Consider the following 18,471-nt stretch of genomic DNA (forward strand, 5'->3'; position numbering starts at 1 on the left):
AGAGGGTGTCGATGCTGGGTGGAATGCAGGATTTCGAGCTTCGTGTTCCGAGGCTGATCGATCACGCGGCACGCGAACATGGCGCGCGCGAGATCGTCAGCGTCTGGGCCGATGGCCGCGAAACCCGCACCGACTGGGCCGGCATAGCGCGTGACGCGAAGAAACTCTGTCAGGTGCTCGAGCGGTTCGGCTGCGGCAAGGGAGACCGTATCGCCACTTTGGCCATGAACCATAGTCGCCATCTCGTCGCCTGGTACGGCGCGATCGGCATTGGCGGCGTGATCCACACGATCAACCCGCGGCTGTTCGACGAGCAACTGGTCTATATCGCCAATCATGCCGAAGACCGGGTGCTGTTCTACGACAAGCAATTCCAGTCGCTGGTCGACCGGCTCAAGCCGCAATGGACCAGTATCGAATATTATGTCGCGTTCGACGATGATGGCCCCAACGGTTTCGAGGCGCTGATCGCGGCCGAGAACGGTGACTATGCATGGGTCGAGGGTTCGGAGCGCGACCCGTGCATGCTTTGCTACACCAGCGGCACGACCGGCAACCCAAAGGGCGTGCTCTACGAGCATCGCTCGACCATCATTCACGCGATGGCTGAGGTGGCCCCCTGGGTGTTCAACCTGTCCGCCAACGCGGTGGTGCTGCCGATCGTGCCGATGTTCCATGCCGCGTCATGGGGGTTGCCCTATGCCGGTGCGATGTCGGGTGCGAAGTTCGTTTATTCGGCGGTCAATGATCCCAAAATCCTGTGCCGGCTGATGAATGACGAGAAGGTGACGCATTCGGCGGGCGTGCCGACGGTGTGGCTGTCGATGTTCCAGCATATGGACGCGACCGGAGAGGAACCGCGCCACCTGCAGCAAGTGACGATCGGCGGCTCGGCCGCGCCACGCGCGATGATCGAGCGGATCATGGGCATGGGGGTGGTGGTCAAGCATCTCTGGGGCATGACCGAAACCTCGCCGATCGGCACTGCCGGTTTCCCGCCGCCGCATTGGGACGAGATGACTTTGGGGGAGCAACTCGACCTGGTCTCGCGCCAGGGATCCATTCCGTTCGGGGTCGAATTGCGTGTACTCGACGATGACGATCGCGAACAGCCGCGCGACGGCGTCAGTTCCGGCCGGCTGCAAATCCGCGGTCCATGGGTATTGAAGCGCTATTTCAAGGCCGATGAGGATGCGGTCGACGCCGACAATTGGTTCGACACCGGCGATGTCGCCGTGCTCCATCCGGATGGCACGATGCAGATCACTGACCGGGCCAAGGATGTGATCAAATCGGGCGGTGAATGGATCAGTTCGGTCGAGCTGGAGAATGCCGCGATCGGCTGTGCCGGTGTCGGGGAAGCGGCGGCGATAGGCGTGTATCATCCGAAATGGGATGAGCGCCCCTTGCTGCTGATCGTCAGGAAACCGGGCAGTAACGTGACCCCCGACGAGATTACCGCGTACCTCGCCGATCATGTGGCGAAATGGTGGCTTCCGGACGAGATTCTGTTCGTCGACGAATTGCCGCACACCGCGACCGGCAAGCTGCTCAAGACCGAGTTGCGTGCGCGATACAAGGACTATCGGCTGGCCGCTGCCTAAGGCCGGGTATCAGCCGGTCAGAACAACTCGCCCTGCGGTCCCTGCGGCGCACGAAACAAATCCCTGCGCATCACAATGCGATCGCTGTTCAGGCCGTATTTGCGGCAGGCGATCTTGAAACGCGTGCGCAGCAGTTCGGCCCATGGTCCCTGACCGCGCATCCGCGTACCGAAATTGGGATCATTGTCGCGGCCGCCCCTGATGTCGCGGATCGTCGCCATCACCTTGCCAGCGCGATCGGGGAAATGTGTGTCGAGCCAGGCCCTGAACAGCGGTGCGACCTCATGTGGCAATCGCACCGGCAAGAAGAAGGCGGCGCGCGCGCCGGCCTCAGCCGCGCGTTCGATGATATGCTCGATTTCATGATCGGTGATCGCCGGAATCACGGGCGCAATCGAGACAAAGGTCGGAATGCCGGCCGCGGATAGTTTACGCACGGCGGCAAGACGGCGTTCGGGCGACGGCGCTCGCGGTTCGACCGTCATCGCGATCTTGGGGTCGAGCGAGGTGATCGACAGCGCGACCGCCGCCAGGCCGCGTGCCGCCATCGGAGCGAGCAGGTCGATGTCGCGCACTACCCGATCGGATTTGGTGGTGATGGTCAGCGGATGGCCGGTTTCGGCGAGTATCTCGATGCATTGCCGCGTGATCCGCCAGTCGGCCTCGATTGGCTGATAGGGGTCGGTGTTGGTGCCAAACGCGATCGGATTGACGACATAACCTCTTCTGGCGAGTTCGGCCCGCAACAGGATCGGCGCATCGGGCTTTGCGAACAAGCGGCTCTCGAAATCCAGCCCGGGCGACAGGTCGTGATACGCATGGGTGGGGCGCGCAAAACAATAGATGCAACCATGTTCACAGCCGCGATAAGGGTTGATCGAGCGATCGAACCCGATGTGGGGTGACTGGTTGCGGGTGATGATCGTGCGCGGTTTTTCGACCGTTACGGTTGTCCGTAACTTCGGTCCATCGCCGTCCACATCCTCTCGCGCATCCAGCCAGTCGCCATCCGCCTCGCGCTCGGGCAGGTTGAAGCGAGTGCTTTCGCGATTCACAGTGGCGCCGCGGGTCGGGCGATTTCCAGCCATGCTCTCGGGATAGCGGAAACACCGGAACATAACAAGAACATAAGACGCCACAATACCAGCGCGCCCAGATTTTAAGCCACTAGAGCGCGGGCGCTCCGCTCTCACTGGCGATGAATTCCAGCAGCGCCTGTTCTAGGGAATCCAGGGCGTGATCGGCCTCGAGCCGTGATGTGAGCCAGGATTTTTCATCGGCGACGATTGCCCGATCGGCAGCCACGTCGGCGTCGCGATCCCGGGGTACGCCCTTTCGGCCGAACACGGTGGAGAATCGTGGAGCAACGTTCGATCCGGCGATTCCGCCGAAAAAGCCGCCGACGCTCGAGCGCGTGTCGCTCATGAAGGTATTGAGTTCGACGGCGCGTTCGCGGTCAAGTGGGTGATAGTCGCCATGCGCCATCAAATGATTGCCGACCGCCTGAACGAACAGGGTTGACCATTCGGGTGCGTTGGTTGCGGCGAGCGTGGCGTCCTTGAGGCGGAACAGCATATCGGCCTCGGCGCGACTGACCAGTGCCGGGCCGTCGCCGCCTTGCGCGAACAACAGGCGGCGCAACAGTTTGGCCTCGGCCGGGCTGACCGATCCCGCATCGAGCGATCCGCCATCGCGTGTCGGGCCGGTGCCGGTGAGCACGATTGCCTCGATCTGGCTCAGCGCATAGGATTTGAGTGTGTCAGGTACGTTGATCGCGGTCTCCAGCAGCTTGACCAGCAATTCCAGCTCGCCAAGCGAATCGACGCGGCCGTCGCTATCGATCTTCGCCATCAGCCAACTGGCCTTGGCTTCGTCGATATAGCCTTTCGGCTCCTGTTGCTCGACGAGATAGACGGTCATCGCCTCGACGAAGAAATCGACCCAGTCCCGCGACTTGCCCTTCACGCTGGTGTTGAGGTCGAAGATCGCATCGGCTTCGGCCGGGTCGATCAAGCCGTCAGGCCAGGCGAGGCGACGCATCGCCAGCGTATCCTCGGACGTGATGTCCGCCTTGGCCTTCAGCTTTGCGGTCAGATCGAAAATCGGCGCGGTCATACACATGCCCCTCAAATTGTCGGGGCTTGATAGCGGCAGGGATTTAACAGGCGCTTACGGCGGAGGGGCGATCAGCGCTCCATCAGCCGTGGCATCAGTTCGACGAAATTGCAGGGCTTGTGCCGGCTGTCGAGCTGATCCCGGAGGATGCCGTCCCAGCCATCCTTCACCGCACCGGTCGATCCGGGCAGGGCGAAGATATAAGTGCCCCGCGTGACGCAGGCGCAGGCGCGGGACTGGATGGTCGAGGTGCCGATCGTCTGGAAGCTGAGCCAGCGGAACAGTTCGCCAAAGCCGGGGATCGGCTTGTCCTGGATTTGCTCGATCGCCTCGGGCGTCACGTCGCGGCCGGTGACGCCGGTGCCGCCAGTTGTAATAATGCAGTCGACCTGATCGTCGTCGATCCAGCGCGTCAGCCGATCGACGATGATTGCGACATCGTCGACCACGATTGCGCGGTCCGCAAGGATATGGCCGGCTGCGGACAAGCGCTCGACCAGCGTATCGCCCGACCGGTCATCGGCGAGCGTGCGGGTGTCCGACACCGTCATCACCGCGATCCTGACCGGCAGGAAAGCGGCGCTCTCGTCAATTGGCACTGAGGATCGTACCCGGAGCTTTCGCGCTCAGCCGCACGCTCGACGCGCCGGCCATCCCGGGAAAGCGCGGCCACATGCCTTGCGACAGGGCGATGCGGCTTGGCGAAACGCTCTTGCCGCTCTGGCTTTCGTACATCCAATAGTTGCGCAGCACGGTCGAGACATAACCGCGCGTTTCCCAATAGGGGATCGATTCGATGTAGAGCAAAGGATCGCCGCCATCCCGCGATTGGGCGTTCCACTGCTGCACCGGCGCCGGGCCGGCATTATAGGCGGCGATAACTTTGGGCAGAAGCCCGCCGGTCAAGGGCAGGTCGCGCAATTGTTCGAGATAGCTCTGTCCGACCTCGATATTGGTCGAGGGCCGGGTCAATGCCGAGCGGTCGAAGCTGCGGCCCTGCTTGCGCGCGATATCGCTCGCCGCGCCGGGGCGAACCTGCATCAGGCCGTAGGCGCCCGCGCTGCTCACCACATCGGTGCGGAACTTCGATTCCTGCAGCGTATGGGCATATACCAGCGAGCGATCGACCCGCCAGCCGCCATCGGGCGTCCAGTTGGGGGCGGGGTAACGTGCCTCCATCGAGGGCGTCGCACCGACCGGGCCGTTATGCGCCAGCCATACCAGCGTGCTGGGCAGGTTGAGGTTGGACGTGAGGCGCACCAGCGATCCGAATTCGCTCGGGTCGCCTAGTTTTGCCTGCTGCTTGATCACCTTGTCGGCGAGATCATTCTCGCCAATCTCGACCAGAGCGGCGGCGACACGGACGTTGGGACGGCGGCCGAGCGCCTGCCAGTCGCCCGCCACATAATTGGAAGCGCGCGGGGCGGCGTCGCGGATGCCGAGCGTCTGGCGCGCGAGCAGCCCATAGAATGTCTCGCGATATTGCGACGCGCTCTTCAGCCGCGCTTCGATCCGGTCGGGCCGGCCGCATGCCATGTCGGCGCGCGATGCCCAGTATAGCCCGGCGGCGCGCAGCTCTATTTCGCTCGCCCGCGCCGCGACGGTTTCGAAGCCGGCGCCGGCCGCCGCGCAATCATGTTGCCGCCATGCCGCCAGCGCAGCCACCCAATCACCCTGGATCGACCAGTCGCCGACACCGCGTGCGGCCTTCGCCGCCATGGTGCGCGCATTGGCGTCGTCGCCCTGCAGGAAATAAATCCAGGAGACTTTCTGCTGCCATTCGGTTTCGGCCTCGGGGGACAGTCCTTCGGTCGTCTCGAGCAGTGCCTGAGCCTCCGCGCCGCGATCCTCCTTGACCAGCGGCTGCATCTTGATCGCCAGTTCAGCGGCGACGAGATCGCTCTTGATGCTCTTGGCCCGCGAGCGAACCGGCGCGCTGCCAAGCCAGGTGAGGCGGCGCATTTCAGGGAGCGTGGGCAATTCAAGCGCACCACGTGATCGCGCCATGGTCAGCATCTGTGCGGCCTGGGGCAATTCGGGCGCTTCGCTGAGCAACTTCATCAGCGGATCGAGGTCCGCCTTGGGTGAGCCCTTGGCGGTGAGCATTTCGGCCTTGGCGATCGCGTGGAGCGGACCCGGCTTCATCGAATCGAGTTGAAGCTGCGCATCGAGCCATTTCTGCGCGCGGATGCTGGCAAACACGGCGCGATAGCCGTCGCGCTGGGCGGAATCGAGCTGGGTCGGAATGCCATTGCCGCTCCGGGGTGTCGACGGAACCGCCGCGTCGCCGCTTTCGGCGGCATTTGCCTGGGCGAGCGGCATGGCCGCAAGCGCACAACCCAGAAGCGTTTTGCCCAGCAAGGCCTTTACGGTCGCGGTGCGGATCACGATTCCAATCCCCCGATCAACATTTGCAGGTCTTTCCACGCTTCGGCTTTGTAGGCCGGTTTCTCGAGCAGGAAGCGCGGATGGAAACTCGCCACCGCCTCAATGCCAATCTCCACCGTGCCAAGATTAAGGTTAAGCGATCGTAAACCACCGCGTGCCCGCGCTGCGTCCGCCCCGAGCAGCGCACGGCTCGGCGCATTGCCCAGCAAAAGCAGCCTTTTCGGCGCGGCGAGCGCGACATGATGGCGGGCGAGTTCGTTGAGGCGCTCCTCGATCTCTGGCGACACGCGACCGCTCGCCGGCCGTGAAGTGCAGACCGCGGCAAGATAGACCGAATCCCGGTCGCGGCCGATTGCCGCGAGCATGCGGTCAAACAATCGTCCAGCCGCGCCACTCAACAAAATGCCCGCCTCGGCATCCTCACGCTCGGGCAGATCGACCAGGATCATCAATCCCGATGATGCCGCGCCTGTCGCCGCGATCAGCGTACCGGGCCAGCCGGCCTCCGGCGTGTCGGGACCACCCCGCCACATGGCGAACGCCTCAAGCGTATCGGGGAGCGGCTCGGCCTGGGGAGCAGGTGCCGTTACGGAAGATTGGGTCGTTTCGGGCGAAGCCGGCGCCGCACGCGCCAGCCAGTTGCGCGGCGCTTCGTCGATCGTCGCGTCGACCCCGGCATCGCGCCACCAGTCTATCGCGCTCGCTGCGGCATATCGCCAGTCGAAATTTTGGTCAGCCCCCATCACTTGCCTTAGAGTCACTAGTTGACGGCGCGGTCAATTCGCTGGCACCGGGACAAGGACAAGGCGTTCCCGCAACGCGACGAGCGTGCATGGGGACACCCCGACGGAGGACTAAGATGAGCGACCGTGAGTCGATGCCCTATGACGTGGTGATCGTCGGCGCAGGCCCGGCGGGCCTTTCCGCAGCGATCCGGTTGAAGCAACTGGCGGCCGAAAAAGGCAGCGAACTGTCGGTCTGCGTACTCGAAAAGGGCTCCGAGGTTGGGGCGCATATCCTGTCGGGCGCGGTGGTCGATCCCAAGGGGCTGGATGAGCTGATCCCCGACTGGCGCGAGCGCGGCTGTCCGATGGCCGAAGTACCGGTCAACGACAACCAGCACTGGATCCTGACCAGGACCAAGCAGTTCGGCATGCCGCATTTCGTCACACCGCCATTCATGCACAACAAGGGCACCTATACCGGCAGCCTGGGCGGTCTTTGCCGTTGGTTGGCGGGCCAGGCAGAAGAGCTGGGCGTCGAGATTTTTCCGGGCTTCGCAGCGGCGGAAATACTGTTCAACGAGGATGGATCGGTCAAGGGCGTGGCGACCGGCGACATGGGCGTGGCGCGCGATGGCACGCATAAGCCCGATTATACGCCGGGCCTTGAGCTGCACGCCAAATACACCTTTTTCGGCGAGGGCGTGCGCGGGCATCTGTCGAAGGAGCTGATTCGCAATTTCGAACTCGCCAAGGACAGCCAACCGCAGGTTTATGGCCTGGGGATCAAGGAGTTGTGGGACATTGATCCCGAAAACCACTTCCCCGGCCGTGTGATCCATACCCAGGGCTGGCCGCTGACCGAAACCGAGGGCTCGAATGGCGGCGGGTTCCTCTATCATCAGGCCAATGGACAGGTCGCGCTCGGTTTCGTCACCTGGCTCAACTATTCCAATCCCTATCTCTCGCCGTTCAATGAGATGCAGCGCTGGAAGACGCATCCGGCGATCGCCGCGATCCTGAAGGGTGGCAAGCGCGTGTCGTATGGCGCGCGGGCGATCAGCGATGGTGGTTTCCAGTCGGTACCGAAACTGGTCTTTCCCGGTGGTGCGCTGATCGGCGACAGCGCCGGATTCCTCAATGTGCCGCGCATCAAGGGCACCCACACCGCGATGAAATCGGGCATGATGGCTGCAGAGGCCGCGTTCGATGCGGTGGCGGCAGGCCGCGAGCATGACGAGCTTGCCGCCTTCCCCGAGGCCTACAAGACAAGCTGGGTCGCCAAGGAATTGTCCAAGGTCCGCAACGTCCTGCCGTTGGTCGAGAAATTCGGCGACCTGATCGGATCGGGTCTGGCGGGCATCACCATGTGGGCCGAACATCTGGGTGTGAAGATGCCTTTCACGATGAAGCATCATCCGGATAATGAAAGCCTGTGGCGCAAGGATCTGGTCAAACCGATCGCCTATCCCAAGCCCGATGGCGTGCTGACCTTCGACCGCTTGTCCTCGGTATTCCTGTCGAACACCAACCATGAGGAGGATCAGCCGGTCCATCTGACGCTCAAGGACCCGGACATTCCGGTCGCCTATGACCTGCCAATGTATGACGAGCCGGCGCAACGCTATTGCCCGGCGGGCGTTTATGAGATCGTCGGTGAGGAAACCGGCGACCCGAAGTTCGTCATCAACGCGCAAAACTGCGTCCACTGCAAGACGTGCGACATCAAGGACCCGACCCAGAATATCAACTGGGTCGTGCCCGAGGGCGGTGGAGGACCGAATTATCCCAACATGTAAGCGCCTGTTATTGCTCGGCCTGACGCTCGGCGCTGCGAGCCCGGCATTTGCCGATGCCAGGCCTGCGAATGACCTTACCGCCTATGCTCGCGCTCGGGCGGCTGATGGCGACGGCCATACCCAGCTGGCGGCGGCGGGATATGATCAGGCTTTGCTTCAGGCACCGGAAAGCGTCACCGTGGCGCGTCGCGCCTATCGCGAGGCGCTGGAGGCCGGCGACGATGCGCTGATCGATCGTGCCGTCGCGGTACTCGACAAGAATGGCGCGGCCCCGCCCGATGCCGCCTTGCTTGCGCTCGCCACGGCTGTGAAGATGAATGACTTGCCGGCGCAAAAGGCTGCGCTGGCGCGCATCGCGACCAGCCCGTTCGAATTTATCCATGCGTCGCTTCAGGCGTGGGTGACGTTCGAGCAGGGCAAGGATGCATTGGCCGGATTGGACCCGGCCAAGGGCAAAGCGATCGCGCGCCGTTTCAACGCCGAAAATCGTGCTTTGTTGCTGATCGCGACGGGCCGGGTTGATGAAGGCGTGATCGCGCTTCGGGCGCTGATCGGGACCGATCAGGCGAGCCTCGACCTGAGGGTCAACGCGGCGCAACTGCTCGCCGGCCAAGGGCGTAACGATATCGCCCAATCGCTGTTGCGCGGCGACGATCGGGTGGTGGTCGCCTTCCGGTCGCGCCTCGGCACTGGCGTCAAGGCGTCGGCGTCGTTTGGCCTGTCGCGTCTGTTCCTGCGCCTCGCCGCCGACCTGGCTCAGGGCGACCCGACACCGCTTTCGATTGCCTTGATCCGCGCCGCGCTACGCGTCGAGCCGGATAGCGATCGTGCGCGGCTGTTGCTCGCTGCCGCCTTGTCGAGCAACGACGCGACCGAGGGCGCGCTCTCCACCTTGCAGGCAATCAAGCCGGATAGTCCTTTCTACCCGGTCGCGCTCGACGCGCGCGTCACCGTCCTCAACCACGCCGGCGACTCCGCCCGCGCGCTGCTCGCCGCGCAGGCGCTGTCGGCGTCACCGGGCGCCGACAGCGAAGATGCGACCCGGCTCGGCCAGCTAATGATCACCGCGCGTCGCTACGATGACGCGGCCAAGGCCTTCACGCTGTCGATCAAACGGGCAGGGGATGAGGTCAGCTGGGCGCACTATCTCCAGCTCGGCGGCGCGCTCGACCAGGCGAAACGCTGGCCCGAGGCCCGCAAGGCGCTCGAGCGGGCGGTCGCAATGGCGCCGCAGGAGCCGCTCGCGCTCAACTATCTCGCTTATGCGCGGATCGAGCGGAGCGAGAAAGTGGCGGAATCGCGCGCGATGCTCGAACGCGCAAGCAGCCTCGCGCCCGACGATGTCTCGATTACCGATTCGCTCGCCTGGTCTTATTTCCGGACCGGCGATGTGGCGCGTGCGCTGCCGTTGCTCGAGCGCGCCGCCAAGGCTGCGCCCGCCAATGGCGAGATCGCCGAGCATCTTGGCGATGCCTATTGGGCGGTCGGCCGCCGTTACGAGGCGCGCTATTCGTGGCGCGCGGCGGCGATCGTTGCCGAAACCGGCGACAGTGCGCGGCTCGCCGCGAAGATCGCCACAGGGCCGGCCGAGGTCAGTCAGCGCCCGTGATCGTCGAGCAAGCGCCGGCCAAGATAAATCTCGCGTTGCACGTTCGCGCGCGCCGGGCGGATGGCTATCATGAGATCGAGACGCTGTTCGCTTTCCTGAGAGATGGTGACATGGTTACGATAGAACCATCTGTAAAGGATGGATTTCAACTGTCGGGCCCCTATGCGCCCGACTTGGTCGAACAGGCTGATAATCTGGTCACTCAGGCGGCAGAGCGCTTCCGCGATATATTCGATCTGTATCAGCCGGTCCTGATCACGCTCGATAAGCATTTGCCGGTCGCATCGGGAATCGGCGGCGGTTCGGCCGATGCCGCCGCCACCTTGCGCGGACTCGCGCGGCTGAATGGCATTCCAGCTGACGATCGCCGTCTGTTCGATTGCGCCGAAGCTTTGGGTTCCGACGTTCCGGCGTGTCTTGCGGGCAAGACCGCCATGGGCAGGGGCAGGGGGGAACAACTGGACTATACTGACGGCCTAGCCGGCACGCCCGTCCTGCTGGTCAATCCGAGTGCGGCGGTGTCCACGGCCGCGGTTTTTCGGGCGTGGGACGGTGTCGATCGCGGCTCCATCGCGGAGGGCGCGCTGCTTGATCGCGCTTTGACGGGGCGGAACGATCTCGAGGCGCCGGCCCGGATGATCGCGCCGGTGATCGATAATGTACTCAATGCCTTGCGTGCCCATCGCGACCCCATCCTGGTCCGCATGTCCGGCTCGGGTGCGACCTGCTTTGCACTATATAGCAGCGAGCAAGACCGGCACGCTGCCGCAAGGGCGATCCGGGCGGACAAGCCCGCCTGGTGGTGTCTCGAATCGGCACTCGCATGACAGTTTTCCGCCCCGAAACGGCACAGCCACCCGTGCCTCGCCGTCACGCCCCTTCGTACGGCACGTCTGGCATCGCTCTTGCTCAGTGGTATCCGAACGGATCCGGTGCCTTGGGCGCTGCGTCCGCCGATGGTCCACGGTCCCCCCGCGCGCCATCTGACCGGAAGGGCGGTGGGCATGGTTCCGCCGCCCTTCTTTCTTGGTCATGAGCCTGCCCAACATTCTCGACGGAAAAAGCGGCGGCATCCTGCTGATCTGCGACCATGCATCCAATGCTGTCCCCATGGGCGTCGACCTGGGTATCGAGGCGGCGCTGCTCGACAAGCATATCGCGATCGATATTGGTGCCGGTCCGCTGACCCAGGCGCTCGCCAGCACGCTCGGCGTGCCGGCGATCTTTGCGACCGTATCGCGCCTGGTCATCGACCTGCATCGTCAGCCCGATCACCCCTCGCTGATCCCGGCGGCCAGCGATGGTCATATGATCCCCGGTAACGAGGGTCTTGATCGCGCCGCGCATATTGCCCGTTTTCACGCCCCCTATCACCGCACGCTCGCCACGCTGATCAGGCGGCATCGGCCGACCTTGCTGGCGTCGATCCACAGCTTCACGCCCGACCTGGAAAGCAGCGGAACAGGCCGTCGACCATGGGAGGCGGGAATTCTCTACAATCGCGACACGCGGGCGGCGCATCTGGCGATCGACCTGTTGCGCGAAAGGGGCATCGTGACCGGCGATAACGAGCCCTATTCCGGCCGTATCCTCAATGCCACGCTCAACCGGCATGGTGAGGCCAACGGCATCGCCAGCCTGGCGATCGAGATCCGCAACGACGGCATCGCGGATGCCGCCGGCGTGGCGCACTGGAACGAAATTCTCGCGCCGATGCTCGAAACCGTGCGCAACAGACTTGCGTCAAAGGGCCCTCTCGCGACATAGGCTTTCGCCATGACCCGTATATTCGACAAATCTCGCCTGCCGAGCCGCCATGTTTCCGTAGGTCCCGAGCGCGCTCCGCACCGCAGTTATTATTATGCAATGGGCATATCCGAAGAGGATATCGCCAAGCCCTTTATCGGGCTGGCCAGCGCCGGCAACAATTCCGCGCCGTGCAACACGACGCTCGATGCGCAGGCCGATGCCGCACAAGCCGGGGTGATCGCGGGCGGCGGCATGCCGCGGCGCTTCAACACGATCACCGTCACCGACGGCATCGCGATGGGCCATCAGGGCATGAAATCTTCGCTGGTCAGCCGCGAAGTGATCGCCGATTCGGTCGAGCTCAGCGTGCGCGGGCATTGCTATGACGGGCTGGTTGGTTTCGCAGGTTGCGACAAATCGCTGCCCGGTATGATGATGGCGATGCTGCGTCTCAACGTGCCGAGCATCTTCGTTTATGGCGGATCGATCCTCCCCGGTAGCTATCATGGCAAGGACGTTACCGTTGTCGACGTGTTCGAGGCGGTCGGCAAATATGCCGCCGGCGGATGCCCGTTGCAGGAGCTGATCGAGCTCGAAAAGGTCGCGTGCCCCGGGCACGGCGCGTGCGGTGGCCAGTTTACCGCCAACACCATGGCCTGCGTCGGTGAAGCGATCGGCCTGTCGCTGCCCAATTCCAACATGATGCCGGCACCATATCGTGGCCGCGACGAGATCGCGCGCGCGGCGGGCGATCAGGTCATGGCGCTGATCGAGGCGAATATCCGGCCACGCGACATCTGCACGCGCGAGGCGTTCGTCAACGCGGCGCGGGTCGTCGCGGCCACCGGCGGCTCGACCAACGGCGCGCTGCATCTGCCCGCCATGGCCAATGAAGCGGGGATTGATTTCGACCTGTTCGACGTCGCGGAGGCATTTAAATCAACACCTTATATCGCTGACCTAAAACCTGGCGGTAAATATGTCGCCAAGGATATGTATGAAGCGGGCGGCGTTTATATGTTGATGAAGACGATGCTCGCCGGTGGTTTCCTCGACGGCAATTGCATGACCGTCACCGGCAAGACGCTGGGCGAGAATATCGATCAGGTGACATGGAATCCCGACCAGAAGGTGATCTACGACGTCAAGACGCCGATCACCGCGACTGGCGGCGTGGTCGGCCTGCGCGGCAGCCTCGCTCCCGACGGTGCGATCGTGAAAGTCGCCGGCATGCACCGCCTGCAGTTCAGCGGCCCGGCACGTGTGTTCGATTGTGAGGAGGATACGTTCGCGGCGGTCGAAGCGCGCGATATCGCCGAAGGCTGTGTCGTCGTTATTCGTTACGAAGGTCCCAAAGGTGGTCCTGGCATGCGCGAGATGCTCTCCACCACTGCCGCGCTTTATGGCCTTGGCCTGGGCGAGAAGGTCGCCTTGGTTACCGACGGGCGCTTTTCCGGCGCAACGCGCGGCTTCTGCATCGGTCATGTCGGCCCGGAAGCCGCCGAAGGCGGCCCGATCGCACTGGTCGAGGATGGCGACATGATCAGCATCGATGCCGCCGCCGGGACGATCGACCTCGATGTGGCCGAGGATGTGCTCGCCGAACGGCGCACCCGCTGGCAGCCGCGCGTGAATGATTACCAGTCCGGCGCGCTGTGGCGCTATGCGGCGACGGTCGGCCCGGCCTATAAGGGCGCGGTCACGCACCCGGGAGCCAGCGCCGAAACTCATGTCTATGCGGATATCTAGCGCAGTACAGCTTGCCCCCATTGTCTTTGTGCTCGCCATGGCATGTGGCGAGACCAAGACCGATCACGGCACGCTTGCCAAGGTCGAGGCCGAACAACGCGCCGCGGTCGAGGACAAAGGCGAGCTGGTTTGCGCGCAGAGCGGATCGACCGACTTCGTGCGCGATTGCACCGTGGACCGTGAAACCACGGCGGACGGGTTGGTCCTGACCGTCCGTCATCCCGACGGCGCATTCCACCGCCTGCTGGTGACCAAAGACGGTCGCGGCCTGATCGCTGCGGACGGCGCCGAACCGGCCAAGGTTACCATTATCGACAAGGACCGGATCGAAGTGGCGCTCGGCGGCGATCGTTATCGCCTGCCGGCCACGATCAAGGCGGCAGCCGCAACGAAGCCATGACGCCACTCATGGGCCAACCTGTTCTAACTGCTGCGGAAATGCGCGCGGCGGAAGATGCCGCCATTGCCAATGGCGCAACCGTCGACAGCCTGATGGCCCGCGCGGGGCTGGAAGTCGCACTGGCCGTTCGGCGTCTTGCCTCGGGCCGCGAGGTGCTGATCCTGTGTGGTCCGGGCAATAATGGCGGGGACGGTTATGTGGTGGCGGCCGCGCTGAAGGGCTGGGGTTTGCCGGTTCGCGTTGCCGCGTCCACACCGCCGACGACCGACGCCGCGCGCAAGGCGCACGATGCGTGGGGCGGACCGGTCGAAAATCTTCACCAAGCCCGACCGTCGCCGATCCTGGTCGATGCGCTTTTCGGCACAGGCATGTCACGACCGCTCAAGGCGTCGATCTGCGACCAACTGCGGCGATTGAATGATCGCGCCCATTTGTCGATCGCGATCGACCTGCCAAGCGGTGTGGGCACCGACGATGGCGCGCTGCTGGGCGATATTCCGGTTGCCGATGTCACGCTGGCGCTCGCTGCAGCGAAGCCCGCACATCTGCTCTATCCGGCGGCCGGACGCTGTGGTGCCGTTCGCGTCCTCGATATCGGCATGCTCGTGTCGAGCAACGCTCGGGTCATAAACCAGCCGCTCCTGCGCTCGCCCGGCGCGGACTCGCATAAATATTCGCGTGGCATGGTCACGATAATCGGCGGCGACATGCCCGGAGCCGCAGAACTCGCGGCGGTCGCGGCGCTGCGTGCTGGCGCGGGCTACCTACTTCTGCTGGCCGAGGGCGACGCAACCCAGCCGCATGCCATTGTCCGCAAGCCATTCACCACTGACGCGCTGGCCGACAAGCGTATCGGCGCGCTGGTGATCGGTCCCGGCCTTGGTCGTGGCGCGGAAGCCAGGGCGCGGTTGAGCCAGGCTTTGTCATCATCCGCCCCGCTGCTTGTCGACGGAGATGCGCTCCATTTGCTCGACGACGCCAGTCTCTCCGCCATCCATAGTCGAGCCGCGCCAGTGATCATGACGCCACATGCCGGAGAATTCGATTCGCTATTCGGCAAGGGTGGGGGCAGCAAGATCGACCGCGCCCGTGTCGCGGCGGTGCGCGCCGGGGCGACGATCGTCCTCAAGGGCGCCGACACGGTCATTGCCTCGCCCGATGGCCAGGCCCGCATCGCTTGGGCGGCCAATCCCTGGCTCTCCACCGCGGGAACCGGTGACGTGCTAGCGGGCGCGATCGGCGCCTTGCTTGCGTCTGGACTGAGCCCGATTGATGCAGCCAGTGCTGGTGTTTGGTGTCATGGCGAAGCCGCATCCAGCCTGAAGGGAGCTTTTATCGCCGACGATGTCGCATATGCCCTGACCGCGGTCAGGAGCAGGTCATGACCGACACGATCATCCGGGTTGCCGCGCGAGGCGACGGGATCACCGCCGACGGACGCCACGCCGCGCTGGCCGCGCCTGGGGACACGCTGACCGCTTCGGGTGACGTCATCCCCGGGCCCCATCACCAGACGCCGCCATGCCGTCACTTTCCGCGCTGTGGTGGGTGTCAGTTGCAGCATCTCGATGACGTCAGTTACGCCGATTTCATCACCGATCGCATTTCCGGTGCGCTCGCGGCACATGGCCTCGAGACCGAAATCCGTGCGCCGCAGCTCTCTCCGCCGCGCAGCCGTCGTCGTGCCGCTTTGCAAGCCGAGACGAAGGGCGGCCGCGTCCAGATCGGCTTCAGCGAGAATGCCAGCCACACGCTGGTCGATATCGAGGAGTGTCACATCCTCACCCCGGCGCTCTTCGCGCTGATCGCACCCTTGCGTCCGTTGCTGGCCAGGTTCCTCAAAAAGAACCGCCGTGCCCGGCTTCATCTGACTGAGGCGGATCAGGGCATCGACCTTCTTGTCGAAGGCATTGAGCCCGAAGGACTTGCCGCTGCTGAGGCGATCAGCGACTTTTGCACGCGATACAATGTCGCCCGCTTCGCCATCGATAGCGGCCTGGGGGCGGAGGTTCGCTGGGAGCCGGAGCCGGTAACGATCACTCTGGCCGGCGTGCCGGTGGCGTTGCCGACCGGCGCGTTTCTCCAGGCGACGCGTGACGGTGAGACGGCGCTGATCGCCGCGGTACGCGAGGCGATTGGCGGCGCGACGACCACCGCCGACCTGTTCGCCGGCCTTGGTACATTCACTTTCGCGCTGCCCGGCCGAGTCTATGCCGGAGAGGCGGCGCGCGATGCGATCGGTGCGCTCAAATCCGCCGCCGCACTAGCGCGACGTCAGGTGTTTGCGGATCATCGCGACCTGTTCCGCCGGCCGCTGACCACCACTGAGCTGAACCGGTTCGGGGCGATAGTGCTCGATCCGCCCCGCGCCGGTGCGCGCGAGCAGGCGCTATTGCTGGCCGATTCTAAGGTGCCAGCAGTGGCTTATGTTTCGTGTAACCCCAGTAGTTTTGCACGAGATGCTGAAGTCTTGTGCAAAGGTGGCTATAGCCTCGACTGGATCCAGCCAGTCGGTCAGTTTCGCTGGTCGACTCATGTCGAACTGGCGGCAAAGTTCAGCCGCTAGGATGGAGGATTAGGGTGGCTCCCACCTGCCGTTCGTTCGAGCGAAGTCGAGAAACAAGCCTCAAACGCTGCGCATGGTTTCTCGACTTCCCTGCTTAGGGATAGTCCGCTTTCACAAAGAACAGCCCATCCGGTGGCGCATTGAACCCCAGCGCCGCCCGATCCTTGGCCGCCAACGCCGCGCTCATATCGCCGGGCGTCCATTTGCCCTGACCAACCAGCGCGAGACAGCCGACCATCGAGCGCACCTGATGATGCAGGAATGAGCGCGCCGAGGCGCGCACGACGATCCGCTCGCCCTCCCGCGCGACGTCGAGCCGGTCGAGTGTGCGTACCGGGCTGTCCGCCTGACAATGCGCCGAGCGAAAAGTGGTGAAGTCATGCCGCCCTACCAGGCGTGCCGCGCCATCAGCCATTGCGGCCGCATCCAGCTCGACCGGTACGCGCCACGCCAGGCCAAGCTCGACGGTCAGCGGCGCACGGCGCGTGACGACGCGATATTCGTAATGCCGAGCGAGGCAGGAGAAGCGCGCATGCCAATCATCGGGTACGATCTCGCACGCAATGATCGCCACCGGATCGGGGCGCAGCTTGGCGTTGAGCGCTTCCATCAGCCGGAACGGCGTAATCGTCCGCGCGACATCGACATGCGCGCGCATCCCCAACGCATGAACGCCGGCATCGGTTCGGCCCGCGGCGTGCACCGCTACCGTCTCGCCGGTGATCGCCAGCGCTGCGGTCTCGATCGCCGCTTGCACGCTGGCCCCATGCGACTGGCGTTGCCAGCCCATGAACGGTCGCCCGTCGAATTCCACGGTCAGCGCGAACCGCGTCACTGGAGCACGGTTCCGGCCGGGATCGGAAAGCCCCGCAGCAATTCCGCTGACGTCATGACACCGCGCCCCGCGCGCTGGAGCAGGGTAGGGCGGAGCGCTCCTTCGGAACAGGCAATGGTTAGTTGGTCGTCCAGCACCGTCCCCATGGTGGCGGCGTCGGGCGAAGACATCGGCTCGGCTGCAAGTATTCTGATACGCTCGCCAGCGATCTCGAACCATGCCCCGGGCGGATTGAACCCGCGGATCTGTCGCTCGACCTCGACCGCGCGGCGGGAGAAATCGAGCCGGGCCTCCGCCTTGTCGATCTTCGCCGCATAGGTGACACCTTCGTCCGGCTGAACGGCCGGTGGATAGGTTTCGAGATCGGCCAGCGCGGCCACCATCAACCGCGCGCCCATCGCGCTCAACTCATCGGTCAGCTCGCCTGCCGTCTTGACGTCAATCGCTATTGCCTCGCGCAGCAGGACCGAGCCGGTGTCGAGCCCCGCTTCCATCTGCATGATACACACGCCGGTCTCCGCGTCCCCGGCGAGGATCGCACGCTGGATCGGCGCTGCGCCACGCCAGCGCGGCAGGAGCGAGGCGTGCACGTTCAAACAACCAAGCCGGGGCGCGTCGAGCACTGCGCGCGGAAGGATCAGGCCATAAGCCGCAACCACCGCCACATCGGCCCCGAACGCGGCGAATTCGGCCTGAGCTTCGGCATCGCGCAACGACACCGGCGTCCGTACCGCCACGCCAAGCGTTTCCGCACGCGCCTGGACGGGCGAGGGTGTCAGCGCTTTGCCACGCCCCGCGCGACGCGGCGGTTGGCTATAGGCCGCGACCACATCATGCCCGGCATCGACCAGCGCCTGCAGCACTGGCACCGAGAAATCGGGCGTTCCCATGAAGACAATACGCATGCCGCTCCTGTGGCCGCTTGTCGGAGGGCA

The 18,471-nt window shown here is 64.3% G+C and carries 16 protein-coding genes; 9 read left to right on the forward strand and 7 right to left on the reverse strand.

Features of this window, described 5'->3' with window-relative positions; translation table 11 throughout:
- The first annotated feature begins 11 nt into the window (after positions 1–11).
- Complete coding sequence (locus G4G27_RS07540) at positions 12–1,604, forward strand: long-chain fatty acid--CoA ligase (RefSeq protein WP_183112757.1); 1,593 nt, start codon at positions 12–14, stop codon at positions 1,602–1,604.
- A 17-nt stretch (positions 1,605–1,621) separates the two neighbouring features.
- On the opposite strand, the gene G4G27_RS07545 is transcribed toward G4G27_RS07540, so the two are convergent.
- The 5 genes from G4G27_RS07545 to G4G27_RS07565 form a co-directional block, all read right to left on the reverse strand.
- Positions 1,622–2,692: a PA0069 family radical SAM protein gene (locus G4G27_RS07545; RefSeq protein ID WP_183112758.1), complete on the reverse strand. Its 1,071-nt coding sequence runs from the start codon at positions 2,690–2,692 to the stop codon at positions 1,622–1,624.
- Positions 2,693–2,771: 79 nt separating this feature from the next.
- Positions 2,772–3,719, reverse strand: coding sequence for a hypothetical protein (locus tag G4G27_RS07550; protein WP_183112759.1), 948 nt, complete (start codon positions 3,717–3,719; stop codon positions 2,772–2,774).
- Between the two features lie 71 nt (positions 3,720–3,790).
- On the reverse strand, positions 3,791–4,318 hold the full coding sequence (gene moaB / locus G4G27_RS07555; RefSeq protein ID WP_183112760.1) for a molybdenum cofactor biosynthesis protein B: 528 nt from the start codon (positions 4,316–4,318) through the stop codon (positions 3,791–3,793).
- Positions 4,308–6,041, reverse strand: a complete 1,734-nt coding sequence (locus G4G27_RS07560) for a lytic transglycosylase domain-containing protein (protein WP_183113678.1) — start codon at positions 6,039–6,041, stop codon at positions 4,308–4,310. The genes moaB and G4G27_RS07560 overlap by 11 nt, the downstream gene beginning before the upstream one ends.
- 62 nt (positions 6,042–6,103) lie before the next feature.
- Complete coding sequence (locus G4G27_RS07565; RefSeq protein WP_183112761.1) at positions 6,104–6,850, reverse strand: uracil-DNA glycosylase; 747 nt, start codon at positions 6,848–6,850, stop codon at positions 6,104–6,106.
- A gap of 116 nt (positions 6,851–6,966) precedes the next feature.
- Here G4G27_RS07565 and G4G27_RS07570 point away from each other — a divergent pair, with 116 nt between their 5' ends.
- The 8 genes from G4G27_RS07570 to G4G27_RS07605 all read left to right on the forward strand — a co-directional run bounded on the left by G4G27_RS07570 (position 6,967) and on the right by G4G27_RS07605 (position 16,701).
- Complete coding sequence (locus G4G27_RS07570) at positions 6,967–8,628, forward strand: electron transfer flavoprotein-ubiquinone oxidoreductase (RefSeq protein ID WP_183112762.1); 1,662 nt, start codon at positions 6,967–6,969, stop codon at positions 8,626–8,628.
- Positions 8,629–8,638: 10 nt separating this feature from the next.
- Entirely contained in the window at positions 8,639–10,237 is a 1,599-nt protein-coding gene (locus G4G27_RS07575) for a tetratricopeptide repeat protein (protein ID WP_244624599.1), read from the forward strand.
- The gene (locus tag G4G27_RS07580) at positions 10,234–11,064 is read left to right on the forward strand and encodes a 4-(cytidine 5'-diphospho)-2-C-methyl-D-erythritol kinase (protein WP_183112763.1); all 831 of its coding nucleotides are present in this window, start codon (positions 10,234–10,236) and stop codon (positions 11,062–11,064) included. Before G4G27_RS07575 ends, G4G27_RS07580 begins: the two co-directional genes overlap by 4 nt.
- 205 nt (positions 11,065–11,269) lie before the next feature.
- Positions 11,270–12,004, forward strand: a complete 735-nt coding sequence (locus G4G27_RS07585; RefSeq protein WP_183112764.1) for an N-formylglutamate amidohydrolase — start codon at positions 11,270–11,272, stop codon at positions 12,002–12,004.
- Positions 12,005–12,013: 9 nt separating this feature from the next.
- Positions 12,014–13,735 (forward strand): dihydroxy-acid dehydratase, encoded by a 1,722-nt coding sequence (ilvD, locus tag G4G27_RS07590; protein ID WP_183112765.1) that lies wholly within the window; start codon positions 12,014–12,016, stop codon positions 13,733–13,735.
- Entirely contained in the window at positions 13,722–14,135 is a 414-nt protein-coding gene (locus G4G27_RS07595; protein ID WP_345940674.1) for a hypothetical protein, read from the forward strand. The genes ilvD and G4G27_RS07595 overlap by 14 nt, the downstream gene beginning before the upstream one ends.
- Before the next feature lie 8 nt (positions 14,136–14,143).
- Positions 14,144–15,520: an NAD(P)H-hydrate dehydratase gene (locus G4G27_RS07600; protein ID WP_345940675.1), complete on the forward strand. Its 1,377-nt coding sequence runs from the start codon at positions 14,144–14,146 to the stop codon at positions 15,518–15,520.
- Complete coding sequence (locus G4G27_RS07605) at positions 15,517–16,701, forward strand: class I SAM-dependent RNA methyltransferase (protein ID WP_183112767.1); 1,185 nt, start codon at positions 15,517–15,519, stop codon at positions 16,699–16,701. Before G4G27_RS07600 ends, G4G27_RS07605 begins: the two co-directional genes overlap by 4 nt.
- A gap of 94 nt (positions 16,702–16,795) precedes the next feature.
- On the opposite strand, the gene truA is transcribed toward G4G27_RS07605, so the two are convergent.
- Together truA and fmt are read right to left on the reverse strand one after the other, a co-directional pair.
- Positions 16,796–17,536, reverse strand: coding sequence for a tRNA pseudouridine(38-40) synthase TruA (truA, locus tag G4G27_RS07610; protein ID WP_183112768.1), 741 nt, complete (start codon positions 17,534–17,536; stop codon positions 16,796–16,798).
- Positions 17,533–18,441: a methionyl-tRNA formyltransferase gene (gene fmt / locus G4G27_RS07615; RefSeq protein ID WP_183112769.1), complete on the reverse strand. Its 909-nt coding sequence runs from the start codon at positions 18,439–18,441 to the stop codon at positions 17,533–17,535. The genes truA and fmt overlap by 4 nt, the downstream gene beginning before the upstream one ends.
- Positions 18,442–18,471: the final 30 nt, after the last annotated feature.

Origin of the sequence: Sphingomonas sp. So64.6b (genome assembly GCF_014171475.1) — a bacterium.
In the GTDB taxonomy this organism is placed as follows: domain Bacteria; phylum Pseudomonadota; class Alphaproteobacteria; order Sphingomonadales; family Sphingomonadaceae; genus Sphingomonas; species Sphingomonas alpina_A.